The organism is Microbacterium sp. AZCO (genome assembly GCF_039614715.1).
Classification (GTDB): Bacteria; Actinomycetota; Actinomycetes; order Actinomycetales; family Microbacteriaceae; genus Microbacterium.
Map to the genome: position 1 here is coordinate 228,245 of NZ_CP154857.1, position 15,846 is coordinate 244,090.

Sequence of the window (15,846 nt, forward strand, 5' to 3'; positions counted from 1 at the left end):
CATCCACTCTTCTCATTCCTGCCGCGGGTCAGCTCTCGCGCACGACCGCGACGCCGCCCGCGGGAAGCGCGAGGCTGCCGGACACCTCGGCGCCCGCGACGAGCTCGAACCCGATCGCGGGCACGACGGCATCCGTCTCGCCGTGGTTGATGAGGAAGAGCCACGACCGCTCCTCGCCGACGCGGCGGACCGCCTCGACGCGGGCGACCACGGGGACACGCGGGGTGACCCCCGACGCCGCGACGACGCGCTCGACGAGGTCGTCGAATTCGTCGCGAATGTCGGCGGAGACGTACCACGCCTCTCCCTCGCCCACGCGGCGACGGGTGACCGCGGGCAGCCCGCTCAGCGGCCCCGAGGCGTACGCGTCGACCACCTCCGCGTCGACGGCCCGCAGCCGCTCCGTCCAGTCCACGGCGACGGCGCCCGACGCGAGCAGGCTCTCGTCGCCCTCGAGGAGCGGGGCGAACTCCTCCCCGAACACGCCGAGCACCTCCCGGAAGGCGCCGGGGTAGCCGCCCGTGCGGATGCGGTTCTCCTCGTCGACGATGCCCGACAGGTGCCCGATGACGACGGTGGCGCCGGCCGCGGCGGCATCCCGGATCGCATCGGCGAAAGAGTCGTCGACGGCGTACAGTCCCGGCACGACGATCAGGCCATACCGGGCGAGATCGGCGGAGGGCGCCACGACATCCGGCACCAGCCCCCGGGCCGAGAGCGCCTCGTGCCACCGTCGTCCCGCAGCCTCGATCGGGTAGTCGTGCAGGGGCTTCTGCCCCTCCTCCCACGCCCACTTCGCCGGGATGTCGGCGACGATCGCGACGGACGAGGGCTCGACGAGACTGCCGGCGACCTCGCCGATCCGATTCAGGATGCCGCCGAGCCGGACGACCTCGCGCCACTGCTGAGTCCGGGTCCCGGCATGCGGCACGAGTCCGGAGTGGTACTGCTCGACGCCGGAGGCGGAGGCCCGCCACTGGAAGAAGAGGGCCCCGTCGGAGCCGTGCGCGATGTACTGGACGCTGTGGCGGATCGCCTCACCGGCGACCTTCGGCGCATTGCGCCGCTGCCAGTTGACGGCGCTGATCGACTGCTCCATGACGAGCCACGGCCGGCGGCGGTCCAGCCCGCGGGCCCGCGACGCGACGAACGCCAGCTCCCGCTCGCGGTGCGGATCGGCCGCCTTCGTGTAGTGGTCGATCGCGACGACGTCGAGGTCGTCCACCCACCCGGCGTAGTCGGCGACGCTGCCGCCGACGTCGAGCATGAGGTTCGTCGTGATCGGGGTCGCGACCCCGGCCGCGCGCAGCGCGTCGCGTTCGCGGCGGAACTGTGCGAGGTGCTCGTCGGAGGAGAAGCGGTCGAACGCGAGCAGCATCGACGGATTCTGTCCCGACTCGCTCGCGAGCGGGGCGATGACGTCGTCGAACGAGCGGTACCTCAGGCCCCACACCGCCGTGCCCCATGCTCGATTGAGCGCCTCGATCGTGCCGTACCGCTCCCGCGTCCAGGCCCGGAACGCGTCCGACGAAACGTCGCAGAAGCACAGCCGGTTTCCGCCCCCGAGCTCGTTGCCCACGTGCCACATCCGCACCGCCGGGTGGTCGCCGTAGCGCTCGCCGAGCCGCCGCGCGATGCGGGTCGAGTACTCGTGCCACGTGGGGTGGCTCGCGCACCAGCCGAGACGCCCGCCCGGGTGATACCGGATGCCGCGCCGGTCGACCGGGATGATCTCCGGGTGTGCGCGGTGCAGCCACGTGGGGGGAGCCGCGGTCGGCGTCGCGAGGTCGATCCCGATGCCGCGGTCGTGGAGCAGCCCCACGACCTCGTCGAACCAGTCCCACTCCCACACGTCGTCGTCGACCTCGACGAACGCCCACGAGAAGACGCCGAGTGTGACCGTCGTCACGCCCGCCTCCCGCATGAGCGCGACGTCCTCCCGCCACACCGACGCATCCCACTGCTCGGGGTTGTAGTCGCCGCCGAAGAGCAGCCGGCCGTCGGCCGCCGGCGCCGGCCGACCTGCGCCCGCCGCGAGGTGCGCCGGTCGGCCGCCCGTCACGCGACGGCCCGGTGCACGGCCGAGGAGAGGGGATGCTCTGGCGAGAGGTCGGCGAGCGCGAGGGCGCCGTCGATGCCTTCGCCGCGCGGTGCGACGAGCGTCACATCCTGCCGGTCGCGCGTGAGCTCGGCCGCGAACGCGTCATGCAGCCGCTGCGAGCGGAAGACGCCGCCGATCGCGCACACCGTGAAGTGCTCGTCGTCGCCTCGCTGCACGTTGGCGAGCGAGGTGAGCACGCTGTGCGCGAGCTCGCGGGCGGCTCGGTCGCTGATCGCCTGCGCGACGGCGTCGCCCTCGACGGAGAGCCGCGCGACCTCGGCCGCGAACGAGGCGACGATCCGCACGCGGTCCTCCGCGGCCTGCAGGTCGATGTACGCGCGCGAGAGGTCGGGCCAGAGGGCCCGCACGGGGTCGGTGAGCGCCGTCTGCCGGCCACGCCCGTCGTAGGCGCGCATCACCGCGTCCAACGCCTCGCGTCCGATCCAGTACCCGCTGCCGGCGTCGCCCATGATGTAGCCCCACCCGTCGACGCGGGACACGGCATCCACTCCCACCGCCAGCGTGACCACGCCCGTTCCGGCCGCGACCACTGCTCCGCGCGCATCGCCCAAGGCACCGAGGAACGATGTCGTGGAGTCGTGGGCGAGCGACGCCGCGCGGACGCCTGTGTCGCGCACGAGCGAGAGCAGCAGCCCCGCGTCGGCATCGCGGTCGGTGAGACCCGAGATGCCCGCCGTGACGATGTCGGGCGTCGATCCGGTGCGGGCGATCGCGCCGTGCACGACCTCCGCGAGCTGCGGCAGCAGCGGCTCGTGCGTGTCGATGCCCCGGAAGACGACGTCGGCGCCCTCCACCCGCACCTTCATGCCCGTCTGACCCGCGTCGATCGCGAGCACCTGCATCCCCGTCATCGCAGCTCCCCACCGCTCATGACCCCGTACACCTCGCGAAGATACGCTCCCGCGGGCTTCCCGTACGGGCAATAGTCGTCGTTCGTCGCGGCTCCGCCCAGGGGGTAGAGCTGCGCGGGCCAGTCCCACAGCATGAATCCCTCCACCCAGTCGCGTTTGTCGCACGCCTCGAACATGGCCCGGTACCAGCGCAGCTGCTCATCGCCCGACGGTTCGCCCACGAGCGACCAGTCGTTGGGGCGCTCACCCGAGCCGGTGCGGCTGGGGCATCCCGCCTCCATGAAGAGGAACGGCTTCCCGGATGCCTCGACCACCGTCTCGATGCGGTCGAGCTCGCGCTCCCACGCGTCCATCGGGTAGTAGCCGCTCGACGAGATGACGTCGACGGCGTCCCACCACGTGAGGCGGTCCTCCTGGTACTTGTCGCAGTTGTAGGTGAGGAGCCCCGAGTAGACGCCGCGGATCTCGGCGATCAGCGCGCGCCACTCGGCCTCGCGCGCGTCGGCGCGCACCATCTCGCACCCGATGCAGAGCATCTCGCAGCCCTCGGCCTCGGCGAGTTCCGCGGCGTGCAGCAGGAAGAGCCGGTACGACGCGAACCACTCGCCCCACGTCGGCTCGCCGGGCACGTCCCGGTCGAAGAATCCGATGTGCGCGCGCCATGTGCCGTCGGCGCAGTTCACGACGGGCTTGAGGCACACCTTGAGCCCCAGCGCCTTCGCGGCGCGGATCGCCCAGACGATCTCGTCGTCCGTCACCGTCGGCGCCTCGTCGAACGGGATCTCGGTCGAGAACGGCGTCGCCTGCACGGCCGCGTAGGCGAGGGCGGTCCAGGTGACGCCGTGGTCGGCCATGGCGGCGAGGGATGCCTCGGCCTCCGGCGTCGCCCACGTGCCGCGTGTGCCGACCCAACCCCACGTCATGCCGCAGACGGGCCCCCCGAGCACGCTCACCGGGCGACCAGCTGGTTCGCGCTGCGGAGCACCTCGGGGGCCGCGATGCCCCTCACGTCGAGCGCGCCTGCATGGCGGATCAGGATGCCGGTGCTCTCGCCGGGCAGCAGGGTCACGAGCCCCTCGGCGGCGGCGGCCGAGCGGTCGAGCTTGTCGGCGAGGATCGTGACGTCGCGCACGAGGTTCCCCGCCGTGATCGTCACGAGCGTGCCGCCGTCAACGGGCTCGGTCGACACCTCGAGTTCAGCCGCACCGAGTGCCGAATCACGCGGCTCCGCGAAGAACCACTCGCCCCGCACGCCGTCGATCTCCCCGACGACGAGCTCGCCGCCGGCATCTCCCGGCGAGGCGACCGAGGCATCGAGTGCGACGGTCACCGTGCCGCGCGCCGCGACCTCGACCGAGGCATCCTGTTCCGCGAGCGGCTCCCCGTCGAAGTCGAGCCGGCGCAGGTGTAGCGTGCCCGACCACGCTTCGCCCGTGTCGTTCGACACGATCGCGGCGAGGCCGCCGTCGCGCGGCTGGATCGTCACGAGCCGCGGGGCGAAGGCGCGCTGCAGCGCGTGGAAGAGCGGCTTCGGGCGCTCGTCGCCGTCGATCGCGGCCCATGACGTGACGGGCCAGCAGTCGTTGAGCTGCCACACGATCGCGCCCTGCGTGTGCGGCGCCCACGAGCGGAAGTGCTCGAGCGCCGTGCGCACCGCGATCGCCTGATTGAGCTGCATCGCCCAGTGCCACGTCTCCATGTCGTCGGGCACGCGGAAGTGCGGCACGAGGCCGTTCGTCAGCTTGACGTTTCCCTCCATCGCCTTCTGGTGCAGCGTCATGCCGGGTGACTCGGGCGTGAGCGGGTCGTCGTCGAGCCAGTGCACGAGCGTCGACCACGCGGGCGGCCCCTGCCAGCCGAACTCGGCGACGAAGCGCGGCGTGTGCTCGCGGTACGTCGCGTAGTCGCGGCGGTTCCACTGCTCCCACAGGTGCATCGAGCCGTGCGCCTCGTCGTTGGGGTGCGCGCCGGTCTGCGCCGAGCCGTCCCAGCCGCCGCCGGGGCTGAACGGGCTTCCGGGAGCGTACGGCACGTGCGGAGCGAGTTCTGCGATGAGTGCGGGGAAGAGCTCGTAGTAGTAGTGCGCGCCCCACGTCCGGCCGTCGAGGCGCTCCTTCCACCCCCAGTCCTCGAAGCCCCAGAGGTTCTCGTTGTTGCCGGTCAGCAGCACGAGGGAAGGGTGGGATGCCAGTCGCACGATGTTCTCGCGCGCCTCGGCCTCGACCTCCGAGCGGAGAGGCTCCTCCTCGGGGTAGGCGGCGCACGCGAAGAGGAAGTCCTGCCATGTGAGCAGGCCCAGCTCGTCGCACAGGTCGTAGAAGTCGTCCGACTCGTAGATGCCGCCGCCCCACACGCGGATGAGGTTGATCCCGCCGTCGAGCGCCTGACGCAGTCGCCGCTCGTAGCGTGCGCGGTCGACGCGCACGGGAAGCGCGTCGTCGGGGATCCAGTTGACCCCCTTCACGAAGACGGGCTGGTCGTTGACGACGAGCGTGAAGGGCGTGCCCGCGTCGTCGGGCGTCGTGTCCCACCGCACCGTGCGGAAGCCCACGACGCGGTGGGTCTCGTCGATGACCGACCCGCCGTCGTCGAGCTGCACGTCGACGACGTAGCGGGGCTGCTCGCCGTAGCCCGCGGGCCACCAGCGCTCGACCGCTGCGAGGTCGAGGCGCGCGCGCACCTCGCCGCCGTCGAATCCGAAGACCCCGAACGCGGGTGTCTCGAGCCCGAGCCCGTTGACGGCGAAGCGCAGCGAGAGCGCCGCATCCGCGGCATCCGTCTCCCTCTCGACCGTCGCGACCACCTCGACGACGCCGCCGTCGCCCTCGGGAGCCGCCGTCACCCGCACCTCGGCGAGGCGCGCCGCCGACCACGACTCGAGGCGCACGCCGCGCCAGAGGCCGCTCGTGTAGGTCGCGATGCCCCAGTCCCACCCGAAGTTGCAGGCCGACTTGCGGATCGCCTCGTAGGGGAGGGGATACGGGCGCGGGCGCGCGCCGAGCTCGAGGCTCTGCGAATTGGCGTACGGCACGGGTGCGCGGAAGCGCACCTCGAGGCTGTTCTCGCCCTCGCGCAGCCGGCCGTCGACCGGCAGCCGGTACGACCGGTGCTGGTTGGCGACCGCGGCGATCACCTCGCCGTTGAGCACGATCTCGGCGACCGTGTCGACGCCGTCGAAGACGAGGTCGTGCCGCGAGTCGCCGTCGGGCGCCCAGTCGAAGGTCGTGCGGTAGGTCCAGTCGACGAGCCCGATCCACGCGAGCAGCGCCTCGTTGACGCCGCGGTACGGGTCGGGGATGAGTCCCGCCGCGAGCAGGTCGAGGTGCACGCACCCGGGGACGGTCGCGGGCACGTCGACGATGTCGAGATCGGCGGGCACCGGCCCTCGGGCGGCGCGGAGGGTCCAGCCGTCGTGGAGGGGGCGGCGGGTCAGGGTCACTTGACTGCTCCGGAGGTCAGGCCGCGGTAGATCCACCGCTGCAGCAGGAGGAACGCGATGAGCGTCGGGATGATGACGAGGATGGTGCCGGCCGCGATGACCTCCCACTGCGCGCCGAACGGCCCCTTGAACCGGAACAGCGACGTCGAGATGAGGCCTTCGCTCGGCAGGTACAGGAAGGGCGCGTAGAACTCGTTGTACACCGCGATGCCCTTGATGATCACGACCGTCGCGATCGCGGGACGAAGGAGCGGCAGCACGATGCGCCAGTAGATCGTCCAGCGGTTCGCGCCGTCGATCATGGCGGCCTCGTCGAGCGAGATCGGGATCGACTGCATGAACTGGATGAACAGGTACAGCGCGATGACGTCCGTGCCCATGAACAGCAGGATCAGAGCCGCCTTCGTGTCATACAGCCCGAGGCCGTTGACGAGCTGGAACGTCGCGACCTGGCTCGTGACGCTCGGGATGAGCGTCGCGACGAGGAAGAGGCCCATCACGAGCTTCTTCCCCCGGAACGCGAACCGGTCGAGGGCGTAGGCGGCCATCGTGCCGATGAACACCGTGCCGGCGAGCGAGACGACGAGCACGATCGTGGTGTTGACGAACCCCTCGAGCATCTTGCCGCTCGTGAAGGCCGTGACGAAGTTGTCGAGGTTCAGCCAGCTCGACGGGGGCGTGAACGGGCCGGTCGTGCCGTATTCCTGCTTCGTCTTGAAGCTCGCGAACAGCAGCACCGTGAGGGGCAGCAGCGTCACGATCGCCGCGACGACGAGGCTCGTGTACTTGGCGGTCTGCGCGCTCATCGATCGCAGCCGCATGCCGAGGGTGAGGCCGCCGACCGGCTCGCGAGGAGCGGGCGGCTTCCCGGTCGTCAGGGTCTCGGTGACGGTCATGTCAGGTCCACCTTCTCGTCGGGGAAGAGTTTTCGCTGCACGACCGTGACGACCAGCACGATGAGCAGCAGCACGACGGCCATCGCCGAGGCGAGGCCCACCTGTCGGAAGCTGAAGGCCGTCTGCAGCGTCTGGATGACGAAGGTCGACGACCCGTTGGCGCCGCCCGTCATGATGAACGGGATCTCGAACACCGAGAGGCTGCCGGCGATCGCGAGGATGAACGACAGGCCGATGACGCGCCGGATGCCGGGGAAGATGATCGCCCAGAACTGCTGCCAGCGGGTCGCGCCGTCGAGCTCGGCCGCCTCGTACAGGTCGTGCGGGATCGACTGGATCGCGCCCAGGAACAGCACGAAGTTCATGCCCGTGTAGCGCCAGACTGATGTGCCCGCGAGCGACCAGTTGACGATGTTCGGGTCGCCCAGCCAGTGCGGCGGGTCGGCGACGCCGAACCACGACAGCACCGTGTCCAAAGTGCCCCCCGGCTGGAAGAGGTAGAGGAAGACGAAGCCGATCGCGACGCCGTTGATGAGATAGGGGAAGAACAGGATGCCTCGGAAGAGGCTCGAGAAGCGCGTCGAGAAGCTGAGGATCGTGGCGAAGTACAGCGCGATGGCCATCTGCGCGAACGACGCGAGGAAGTAGTAGAGGCTCACGAAGAAGACCGAGAAGATCTTCGGGTCGGTGAAGACCTCGACGTAGTTGTCGAGCCCCACGAAGTTCTTTGTGCGGTCGATGCCGTCCCAGTCCGTGACGCTGTAGTAGAAGAGGTTCAGCGCCGGCCAGTAGGTGAAGAGCAGCAGCAGTCCGAGGGCAGCGGCCAGGAAGAGCCAGGGCGTGAGGCCCCGCACGACCGCGCGGCGGCCCGAGACGAGCGGGCGGGACCCGCCGGTCCCGCGGATCGCTCCGCGGAACCGGCGAGACTCGACAGCGGGGGAGAGGACGGCAGGCGCTCCGGCCGGAGCCCCACCGGGTGAGGTGATCGACATGTCGCTGCCGTCCTTCCGTCAGTTCGCGAGCTTCTGGACCGCGGCGCCCCACTGGTCGTTGAGCTCCGCGAAGTAGCTGTCCTTGTCGCCGTCGGCGGCGCCGCGAGCGATGTCGATGAGCTTCTGGCGGTAGAGCGGGCCGTAGAGGTCGACCTTGGACTCATTGGCCGTGTCGGCGAGCAGGCTCTCCTCGCCCGCCGGAGCGGCCTTGATCTCGAGGAGCTTGACGCCGGCGTCGGAGAAGTCCTGCAGGTTCTTCGGCAGCGGAGCATCCTTGACCGACGAGATCATGCCCTGGGTGTCGGTGTAGCCCGACTCGTTCACGACCCACTGGATCCACGCCCATGCGGCGGCCTTCGCCTTGGAGAACTTGCTCACGGCGAGGTTGTAGTCGCCGCCGATCACGGCGTACTGCGAGCCGTCGACGTTCGCGGGGAAGGCCATGTAGCCGATGTCGTCGGCGGACCCGCCGTTGTCGGTCGCGGCGGCCTGCATCTGCGAGATCGCCCACGAGCCGAGGGGCATCGTCGCGATCTTGCCCGTGCCCAGGTCGACCTTCGACTGCTCCCAGTTCGTGGTCAGCGGGTCGTCCTCCGTCAGGCCGGCGGCGACGGTGTCGTAGGTGAGCGAGTCGATCGCATAGACGTCGGTGCCCTCGGTCCACGGCGCCTTGTCGTGGGCGAGCGTCATGTTGGCGTCGTCGTCGTTCGTGATGGCGCCGAGGTTGCCGAAGCTCTGCGTGAGCGGCCAGCCGTCCTTGTAGTTCGTGTACATCGGGATGGCGGCGGTCTTCGACTTGATCTGCTTCAGGTCGTCGAGCCACTCGGCCTCTGTCGTCGGCAGCGTCGAGAGGCCGGCCTCCTCCCAGACCTTCTTGTTGTAGACGATGCCGTTGGCGTTGCCGCCCCAGGCGATGCCGTACTGCGTGCCGTCGTAGCTCGCGGCGGGGAGGAACCGGTAGGTGTCCTTGAAGTCCGCGGTCTTGCCGAGGGGCTCGAGGAACTGCTCGAACTGGTCGGGCTGGATCGCAGGGATGCCGATGACGTCGCCGAAGTTGTTCGTGCTCATGCGCGTGAGCATCTCGTTCGAGTAGTCGGTGATGCCCTCGAACGTGACGTTGACGTCGGGATACTTCTTCTCGAACTCGGCCTTGTACTTGTCGAACGTGCCGTCCTGGATGAGGTCGGTGCGCCAGGTGACGACCTTGATGTCGCCCTTGACGTCGCCGTCGATCGTGTTGTCGGCGGAGCCGGCGCTCCCACCGGCGCAGCCGCTGAGCGCGAGGCCCGCCACGGCCGTCAGCGCGAGGGCGGCGAATGCCTTCCTTGCCATGTGTCTCTCCTTGTCAGGTTCACCCTTGAACTTGCGGATGCGGGGGATCCGCCGCATCGTCGCGCGGGTTGTCGCAGGAGCAGAGTAGGCATGCATCCGGACCGATTGCAAGCACAGAATGTCAACGCTGTCTTGTCATGTCCACTGAGCGTTTGCGTAACGGAAAAACCAATTAATCGGGGATTTAATTGGGCACATATTCGGCATGTCGCCTCTGATGTCTGTCAAATGTCCTACGTCGTCATGAAAGCGCTTCGATGCTAGGCTGGGCGGCACTCCGAGGAAGGAGCGCCACCGATGACGGTTCAGAACCGAGCCACGCTCGACGACGTCGCCCGCCTCGCGGGCGTCAGCTCCAAGACGGTGTCGCGGGTCTTCACGAATCGTGAGCTCGTCGCCCCCGAGACTGTCGAGCGGGTGCTGGCGGCGGCCAAGCGGCTCAGATTCCGCCCCAACACGCTCGCCCGCAGCCTGCGCCGGGGCGGAGCGACCAACACGTTCGGCTTCATCATGGGCGAGCTGAACAACCCCTTCTACTACAAGGTCGCTGCCGGCATCGAGAAGGAGCTGGCGGCGAACGGCTTCGCGCTCGTCGTGGCCACGACCGACGACACCGCCGAAGGCGAGGAGCGCGTCGCCGATGCCCTGCTCGCCCAGCGCATCGCGGCGCTCCTGCTCATCCCGGTCGCCGACGATCAGTCCTACCTCGAGGGCGAGCGGCACCTCGGCACCCCCGTCATCGCGATCGACCGCCCGGCACGCAACCTCGTCGCCGACTCGATCGTGCTCGAGAACCGGCGCGGCGTGTACGACGCGACGATGCGGCTGCTCGCGCGCGGCCACCGCCGCATCGGCTACGTGTGCAACCCGGCGTCGGTCTACACCCAGTCCGAGCGACTGCGCGGCTACCGCGAGGCGCTCGCCGCCTACGGCATCACCGACAGCACGCGGTGGGAGCGTCTCGTCGACGACATGAGCATCAAGCCCGACGGCATCGTCGACGAGCTCCTCTCGGGCGACGACGCGCCGACGGCCCTCATCACGGGGAACAACCGCGTGACCGTGGGTGCCCTCCGCGTGCTGCGCGACCGCCACGACGACGGCCGCACGGCGCTCGTCGGCTTCGACGACTTCGACACGGCCGATGTGCTCGGGGTCTCGGTCGTCTCGTACGACCCCATCGAACTCGGCCGCCGGGCCGCGATGCTCGCCCTCGAGCGCATCGGCGACCCGTCGGGCTTCACGCGGCAGATCGAGCTGCCCACCTGGATCGTCGAGCGCGGCACGGGTGAGCGCCCGCCGCGAGAGGAGAGCGCATGACCGCCGGCTTCACCCACCTCGAGGCCGAGGGCGTCTCGGTCCTCGTCGAGCACCGTCCGCGGGGCCTTCCGCGCGTCCTGCACTGGGGGGCGGCGCTGGGGCCGCTCGCGGCGGACGACGCCGCGGCGATCGCCCGCGGGGTCAGCCGTCAGTCCCCTCCCGGCACTCTCGACGCCGCGTGGCAGGTGACGCTCTCGCCCGCCGAGGGCGACGGCTGGACGGGACGACCGGGACTCCAGCTCCGGCGCCGCGGTGTGCTCCACCACTCGCGCTGGGCCGAGACCGACCGAGCCGCGACCGACGCCGAGCTCACCGTGTCGGCGCGGGACGCGGCATCCACTCTCCTGCTCACTATCCGCATCTCGATCGAGGCCGGGGGAGTCGTGTGGGTCGAGCACCGGCTGCGCCACGAGGGTGAAGGGGATGCCGAGCCCGTCGAGGTCGAGTGGCTCGAAGCGACCTTCCCCGTGCCGACCACGACCGACACGCTGACGACGTTCGACGGGCGGTGGACACGCGAGAAGCGCCCGGTCACGACGGCGATGCCCGCGGGGTCGACGGTGCGTCAATCGCGCCGCGGCCGCCCGGGCCACGACGCTCCCACGATGCTGATCGCGTCGGAGCGTCCGCCGCTGTGGACGACCGGGCGGGCATGGGCGGCGCACGCGGCATGGTCGTCCGACGTGACGTATCGCGTCGACCGCGTGACCGACGCGGTGACCCTCATCGGCGCGGGCGAGCTGCTCCGCCCGGGGGAGGTCGTCCTGCAGCCGGGCGACGAGTACGCCGCGCCCCGCGTGGCGTTCTCCTGGACGGATGCCGGCCTCGACGCCCTCGCCGCGCGCACCCACACGTGGCTGCGGGCGCGGGCGCAGCATCCCTCGTCCCCTCGTCCTCTCGTGCTGAACACGTGGGAGGCGGTGTACTTCGACCACGATCAGGAGCGGCTCCTCGCGCTCGCAGAGCGCGCGGCGGAGGTCGGGATCGAGCGGTTCGTGCTCGACGACGGATGGTTCCAGGGCCGCCGCGACGACACGACGAGCCTCGGCGACTGGGTCGTCGACGGCGACGTGTGGCCCGACGGGCTCGTGCCGCTCGCCGATCGCGTGCACGGCCTCGGGATGCAGTTCGGGCTGTGGTTCGAGCCCGAGATGGTCTCGCTCGACTCCGACGTCGCCCGCGCCCATCCCGAGTGGCTGCTGCACGATCCGGGTCATCTCGACCACGAGCCGGAGCTGTCGTGGCGCACGCAGTACGTCCTCGACCTGGCGAATCCCGATGCGTATGCGCACGTGCTCGGGCAGATCGATGCGGTCGTGCGGGAGGTCGGCGTCGACTTCATCAAGTGGGACCACAACCGCGACCTCGTCGAGTCGACGCACGACGGGCGGCCCGGCGGTCACGTCCAGATGCTCGCCGTCTACCGCCTCATCGCCGCGCTGAAGGAGCGGCATCCCGCGCTCGAGATCGAGTCCTGCTCGAGCGGGGGCGCGCGCACCGACCTCGGCATCCTCGAGGTGTGCGACCGGGTGTGGGCGAGCGACTCGAACGACCCCGTCGAGCGCCAGGACATCCAGCGCTGGACGGGGCTCCTCCTGCCGCCGGAGCTCGTCGGCGCGCACGTCGGGCCGACGACGTCGCACAGCTCGGGCCGCACGACGGCCCTGTCGTACCGCATGGCGACGAGCCTGATGGGCTCGGCGGGCTTCGAGTGGGACATCCTCGAGTGCGATGCGGACGAGGCGGCGGCCCTCCGGCGCTTCGGCGCCCTCTACAAGGAGCTGCGACCCGTCGTGCACGCGGGACGCACGGTGCACGCCGACCTGCGCGATCCGGCCTGGCGCGTCACGGGCTTCGCGACCGACGATGCCTCGGTCGTCGTCGTCGCGACGGTCGCGAGCCTGGAGGATGCGCGGGCCGAGCGCCTGCGCCTCGCGTGGCTCGACCACGAGCGGCGCTACGCCGTGCGGGTGCGCACCGAGATCGGCGCCGCGGAGTACGGCTGGATCGCGCCCGAGTGGTACACCGCGGGAGGCGTGGACCTCCCCGGGCGGGTGCTCGCCGAGGCGGGACTGCAGCTGCCGACGCTCTGGCCCGTGCAGGCCTTCGTGCTGCACGTCACGCCGCTCGACTGACGCGGCGCCCGCCGCGTGCCGGCGTCGCGCCCGCGCAGCGTCGGAGATCTGCGCGTCCGTCGGAGGATTCCGCGTGAAACCTCCGACGACGGCACGATTCTCCGACGTTCGTGGTGCCGGCGTCAGATGCGCTCGCCGAGGAAGCGCGCCTGCGCCTGCCACTGGTACGCCTGGCCGCCCTCGTGGTCGTTGTGCGTGTATACCTCGATCGCCTTGTCCTCGCCCGCGTAGTGGTTGAAGGCGGCGAACACGGTCGACGGCGGGCAGGTGAGATCCATGAGCGCGACCGAGAACAGGGTCGATGCCGTCGCCCGCTTCGCGAGGTTCGCGCCGTCGAAGTACGACAGGGTCCGGAAGACGTGCTCGTCGGCGCCGCGGTGCACCGAGAGGTAGCGCACGACCTCCTGGTAGGGGTCGCGGTCGGTCAGGCCGACGGCCCGCTCGAAGTGGCAGAGGAACGGCACGTCCGGCAGCACGGCGACGAGATCGTCGGCGAGGCCCGCCGCCGCGAGCGCGATGCCGCCGCCCTGGCTGCCGCCCGCGACGGCGACGCGCGCGGGGTCGACCTGCGGCAGCGCGCGCACGGCGTCGATGGCGCGCACGGCGTCGGTGAACACGCGGCGGTAGTAGTAGCCGGCGGGGTCCTCGATGCCGCGCGTCATGAACCCGGTCGACGAGGGGCCGGTTCCGTGGGGATCGGCCGTGTCGCCGCCCGCGCCCCACATCGATCCCTGCCCGCGCGTGTCCATGAACAGGTGCGCATAGCCCGACGACGCCCAGCCGAGCCGCTCGAAGGGCAGTCCGCGGCCACCGCCGTACCCGTTGTACTCCACGACGGCGGGAAGGGGATGCTGCGCCCCCGCGGGCAGCAGCAGCCAGGCCTTCACGGGGTCGCCGCCGAAGCCCGGGAACGTGACGTCGTACGCCTCGAGGGTCGTCAGGGGCGTCTCGACCGGGACGACGACGGCCTCGCCGCCGACCGCGCGGGACTCGGCGAGCGTGGTCGCCCAGAAATCGTCGAAATCGTCCGGCTCGGCGATGTCGGGGCGGTAGGTCTGGAGTTCGGCGAGCGGCAGGTCGAAGCGGGGCACGGCGCCACGATAGGGAGTCGCTCGCGAGCGCGCAAACCGGGGTGTCGGCGCGTGTCCGGTCGTGTCCCGGATGCGCCACGACCTCGCGCTGCGCGCGCGGGGCGACGACCGCCCGGGTGTCCGGGCGATGTCCTGCAGGACGCGATCAGCTGTGGATCCAGACGTCGGTGCCCTTCGGCGCCCAGTTGTAGAGCCACTGGGCACGCCACTCGGGCATGCCGACACAGCCATGACTCATGGTGTGCCCGAAGTTGTTGTGCCAGTAGACGCCGTGGAACGCCTGGCCGCCGTTGAAGTACATGGGCCACTTGACGTTGGGCGTCGAGTAGGTGCCGATGACGTTCCCCGCCGCGTCGCGGTTGAAGCCGTTCATCGTCTGCACGGCCGTCTTGTAGCCGATCGTGTAGTGGCCCGTGTAGGTCGGCGTGTTCGATGCGCCGCTGGAGATGAGCCACGTGTCGACGACGTTGCCGTTCTCCTTGACGTAGATCCGCTGCTCGCTGAGGTCGACCTCGATCGAGCGGGCGAGGCTCGTCGTCGCGAAGGGAACCTCGGTGACGGGCAGCTGGTACACGGCGTTCCCCGCCGCCAGCTGGTCCGCGTAGGCGTTCGCGATGCCGCTCGTCGAGTCGAGCGTGCGCCCGACGGCGCCCGCGGTCGGCGTGCTGAGCACCGTGCCCGCCGCGTTGACGATCGTCGTCGAGTCGACCGGGGCGCGGTCGACCGCCGCCTGCAGGCCGTCGACCGTGGGCTGGATGGCGCTCGCGTTCGCGCTGATGGCGAACGTGCCGCGGTCGCCCGGCGTGATCGTCAGCCACGACGCGACGGTGCTGCGGTCGAGGGGCACGGTGCGCTCGTCGCCCACGTAGAAGCCGGCCGTGTCGAGCATGCGGTTGAGGATGGATGCCGTCGCCTCGGCGACGTGCGTCGGTGCCTCGGGCTCGACGGGCGCGGTCGTGGCCGCGAGCTCGACGCGCGTCTCGCCCTGTGCGAAGGCCTCGGTGAGCGCCGTCTGGACCGCCTGCACGTCGACGCCCTGACCCTCGACCGCCGGCGTGACGACGTACGTCGCGCTCGCGGGGTCGTAGGCGATGGCGGCGTCCGTGGGGTCGACGTACAGCGACGGGACCGCGGTCCGCAGAGCCGCGACGGCCGTCGCCGTGTCGACGGCGACCTGTGCATCGGACGGCGAGGCGAACCACGACGTCGGGTTCCAGGCGGGGTGGGAGGCGAAGGCCTTGTCGGCGAGGGCGCGCGCGTCGACGGAGGCCCCGAGCTCAGCGCCCGTGATCTCGACGTCTGCACCGGCGCCGGTCAGGACGATCGTGGTGTCGGCGAGTCGCTGGTCGAGCGCGTCGGCGGCGGCGCCGGGTGTGAGTCCGCCCACGGGAACGCCCGCGATCGAGGTTCCCGGCGCGATGAGGACGAGGGATGCCGCGGCGAGGCCGACCGCGACAGCCGCGACAGGCACGCCGATCCACAGCCAGAGCCGACGCTTCTTGGGTGCGGGCTCGGTCGGCGCCCACTCGTAGGCGGGCGGCGGAGCGTCGACGGAGTCGTCGGCGGGCGCGCTCGACGCCTCGTCGTCAGACGATCCCCCTGCGTCAGGCCTCGTGGCCAGATCGGTCATGCTGAACCCCCCGGCTTCCGAACATGCCACTCCATGGT

11 protein-coding genes are annotated in these 15,846 nt (G+C 70.7%); 2 read left to right on the forward strand and 9 right to left on the reverse strand.

Translation table 11 applies throughout. The features are described from left to right. Nucleotides 1–28 precede the first annotated feature (28 nt). The 7 genes from AAIB33_RS01070 to AAIB33_RS01100 all read right to left on the reverse strand — a co-directional run bounded on the left by AAIB33_RS01070 (nt 29) and on the right by AAIB33_RS01100 (nt 9,632). Entirely contained in the window at nt 29–2,062 is a 2,034-nt protein-coding gene (locus AAIB33_RS01070) for a beta-galactosidase (RefSeq protein WP_345801722.1), read from the reverse strand. Then, entirely contained in the window at nt 2,059–2,973 is a 915-nt protein-coding gene (locus AAIB33_RS01075; protein ID WP_345801723.1) for a BadF/BadG/BcrA/BcrD ATPase family protein, read from the reverse strand. The genes AAIB33_RS01070 and AAIB33_RS01075 overlap by 4 nt, the downstream gene beginning before the upstream one ends. Beyond that, complete coding sequence (locus tag AAIB33_RS01080) at nt 2,970–3,896, reverse strand: 1,4-beta-xylanase (protein WP_345801724.1); 927 nt, start codon at nt 3,894–3,896, stop codon at nt 2,970–2,972. Before AAIB33_RS01080 ends, AAIB33_RS01075 begins: the two co-directional genes overlap by 4 nt. 26 nt (nt 3,897–3,922) lie before the next feature. Then, nucleotides 3,923–6,412 carry a glycoside hydrolase family 2 protein gene (locus AAIB33_RS01085; RefSeq protein ID WP_345801725.1) on the reverse strand — a complete coding sequence of 830 codons (2,490 nt, stop codon included), beginning with the start codon at nt 6,410–6,412 and terminating at the stop codon, nt 3,923–3,925. Continuing rightward, complete coding sequence (locus AAIB33_RS01090; RefSeq protein WP_345803480.1) at nt 6,409–7,233, reverse strand: carbohydrate ABC transporter permease; 825 nt, start codon at nt 7,231–7,233, stop codon at nt 6,409–6,411. The genes AAIB33_RS01085 and AAIB33_RS01090 overlap by 4 nt, the downstream gene beginning before the upstream one ends. 71 nt (nt 7,234–7,304) lie before the next feature. Next, nucleotides 7,305–8,300, reverse strand: coding sequence for a sugar ABC transporter permease (locus tag AAIB33_RS01095; protein ID WP_345801726.1), 996 nt, complete (start codon nt 8,298–8,300; stop codon nt 7,305–7,307). A gap of 18 nt (nt 8,301–8,318) precedes the next feature. After that, a complete protein-coding gene (locus AAIB33_RS01100; RefSeq protein WP_345801727.1) occupies nt 8,319–9,632 on the reverse strand; it encodes an ABC transporter substrate-binding protein in 1,314 nt (437 codons plus the stop codon). Between the two features lie 297 nt (nt 9,633–9,929). Here AAIB33_RS01100 and AAIB33_RS01105 point away from each other — a divergent pair, with 297 nt between their 5' ends. Together AAIB33_RS01105 and AAIB33_RS01110 are read left to right on the forward strand one after the other, a co-directional pair. Next, nucleotides 9,930–10,952 (forward strand): LacI family DNA-binding transcriptional regulator, encoded by a 1,023-nt coding sequence (locus tag AAIB33_RS01105; protein WP_345801728.1) that lies wholly within the window; start codon nt 9,930–9,932, stop codon nt 10,950–10,952. Further along, the gene (locus AAIB33_RS01110) at nt 10,949–13,087 is read left to right on the forward strand and encodes an alpha-galactosidase (protein ID WP_345801729.1); all 2,139 of its coding nucleotides are present in this window, start codon (nt 10,949–10,951) and stop codon (nt 13,085–13,087) included. Before AAIB33_RS01105 ends, AAIB33_RS01110 begins: the two co-directional genes overlap by 4 nt. 122 nt (nt 13,088–13,209) lie before the next feature. On the opposite strand, the gene AAIB33_RS01115 is transcribed toward AAIB33_RS01110, so the two are convergent. Further along, a complete protein-coding gene (locus tag AAIB33_RS01115; protein WP_345801730.1) occupies nt 13,210–14,178 on the reverse strand; it encodes an acetylxylan esterase in 969 nt (322 codons plus the stop codon). A gap of 145 nt (nt 14,179–14,323) precedes the next feature. Beyond that, entirely contained in the window at nt 14,324–15,808 is a 1,485-nt protein-coding gene (locus tag AAIB33_RS01120; RefSeq protein WP_345801731.1) for a L,D-transpeptidase, read from the reverse strand. Nucleotides 15,809–15,846 lie beyond the last annotated feature (38 nt).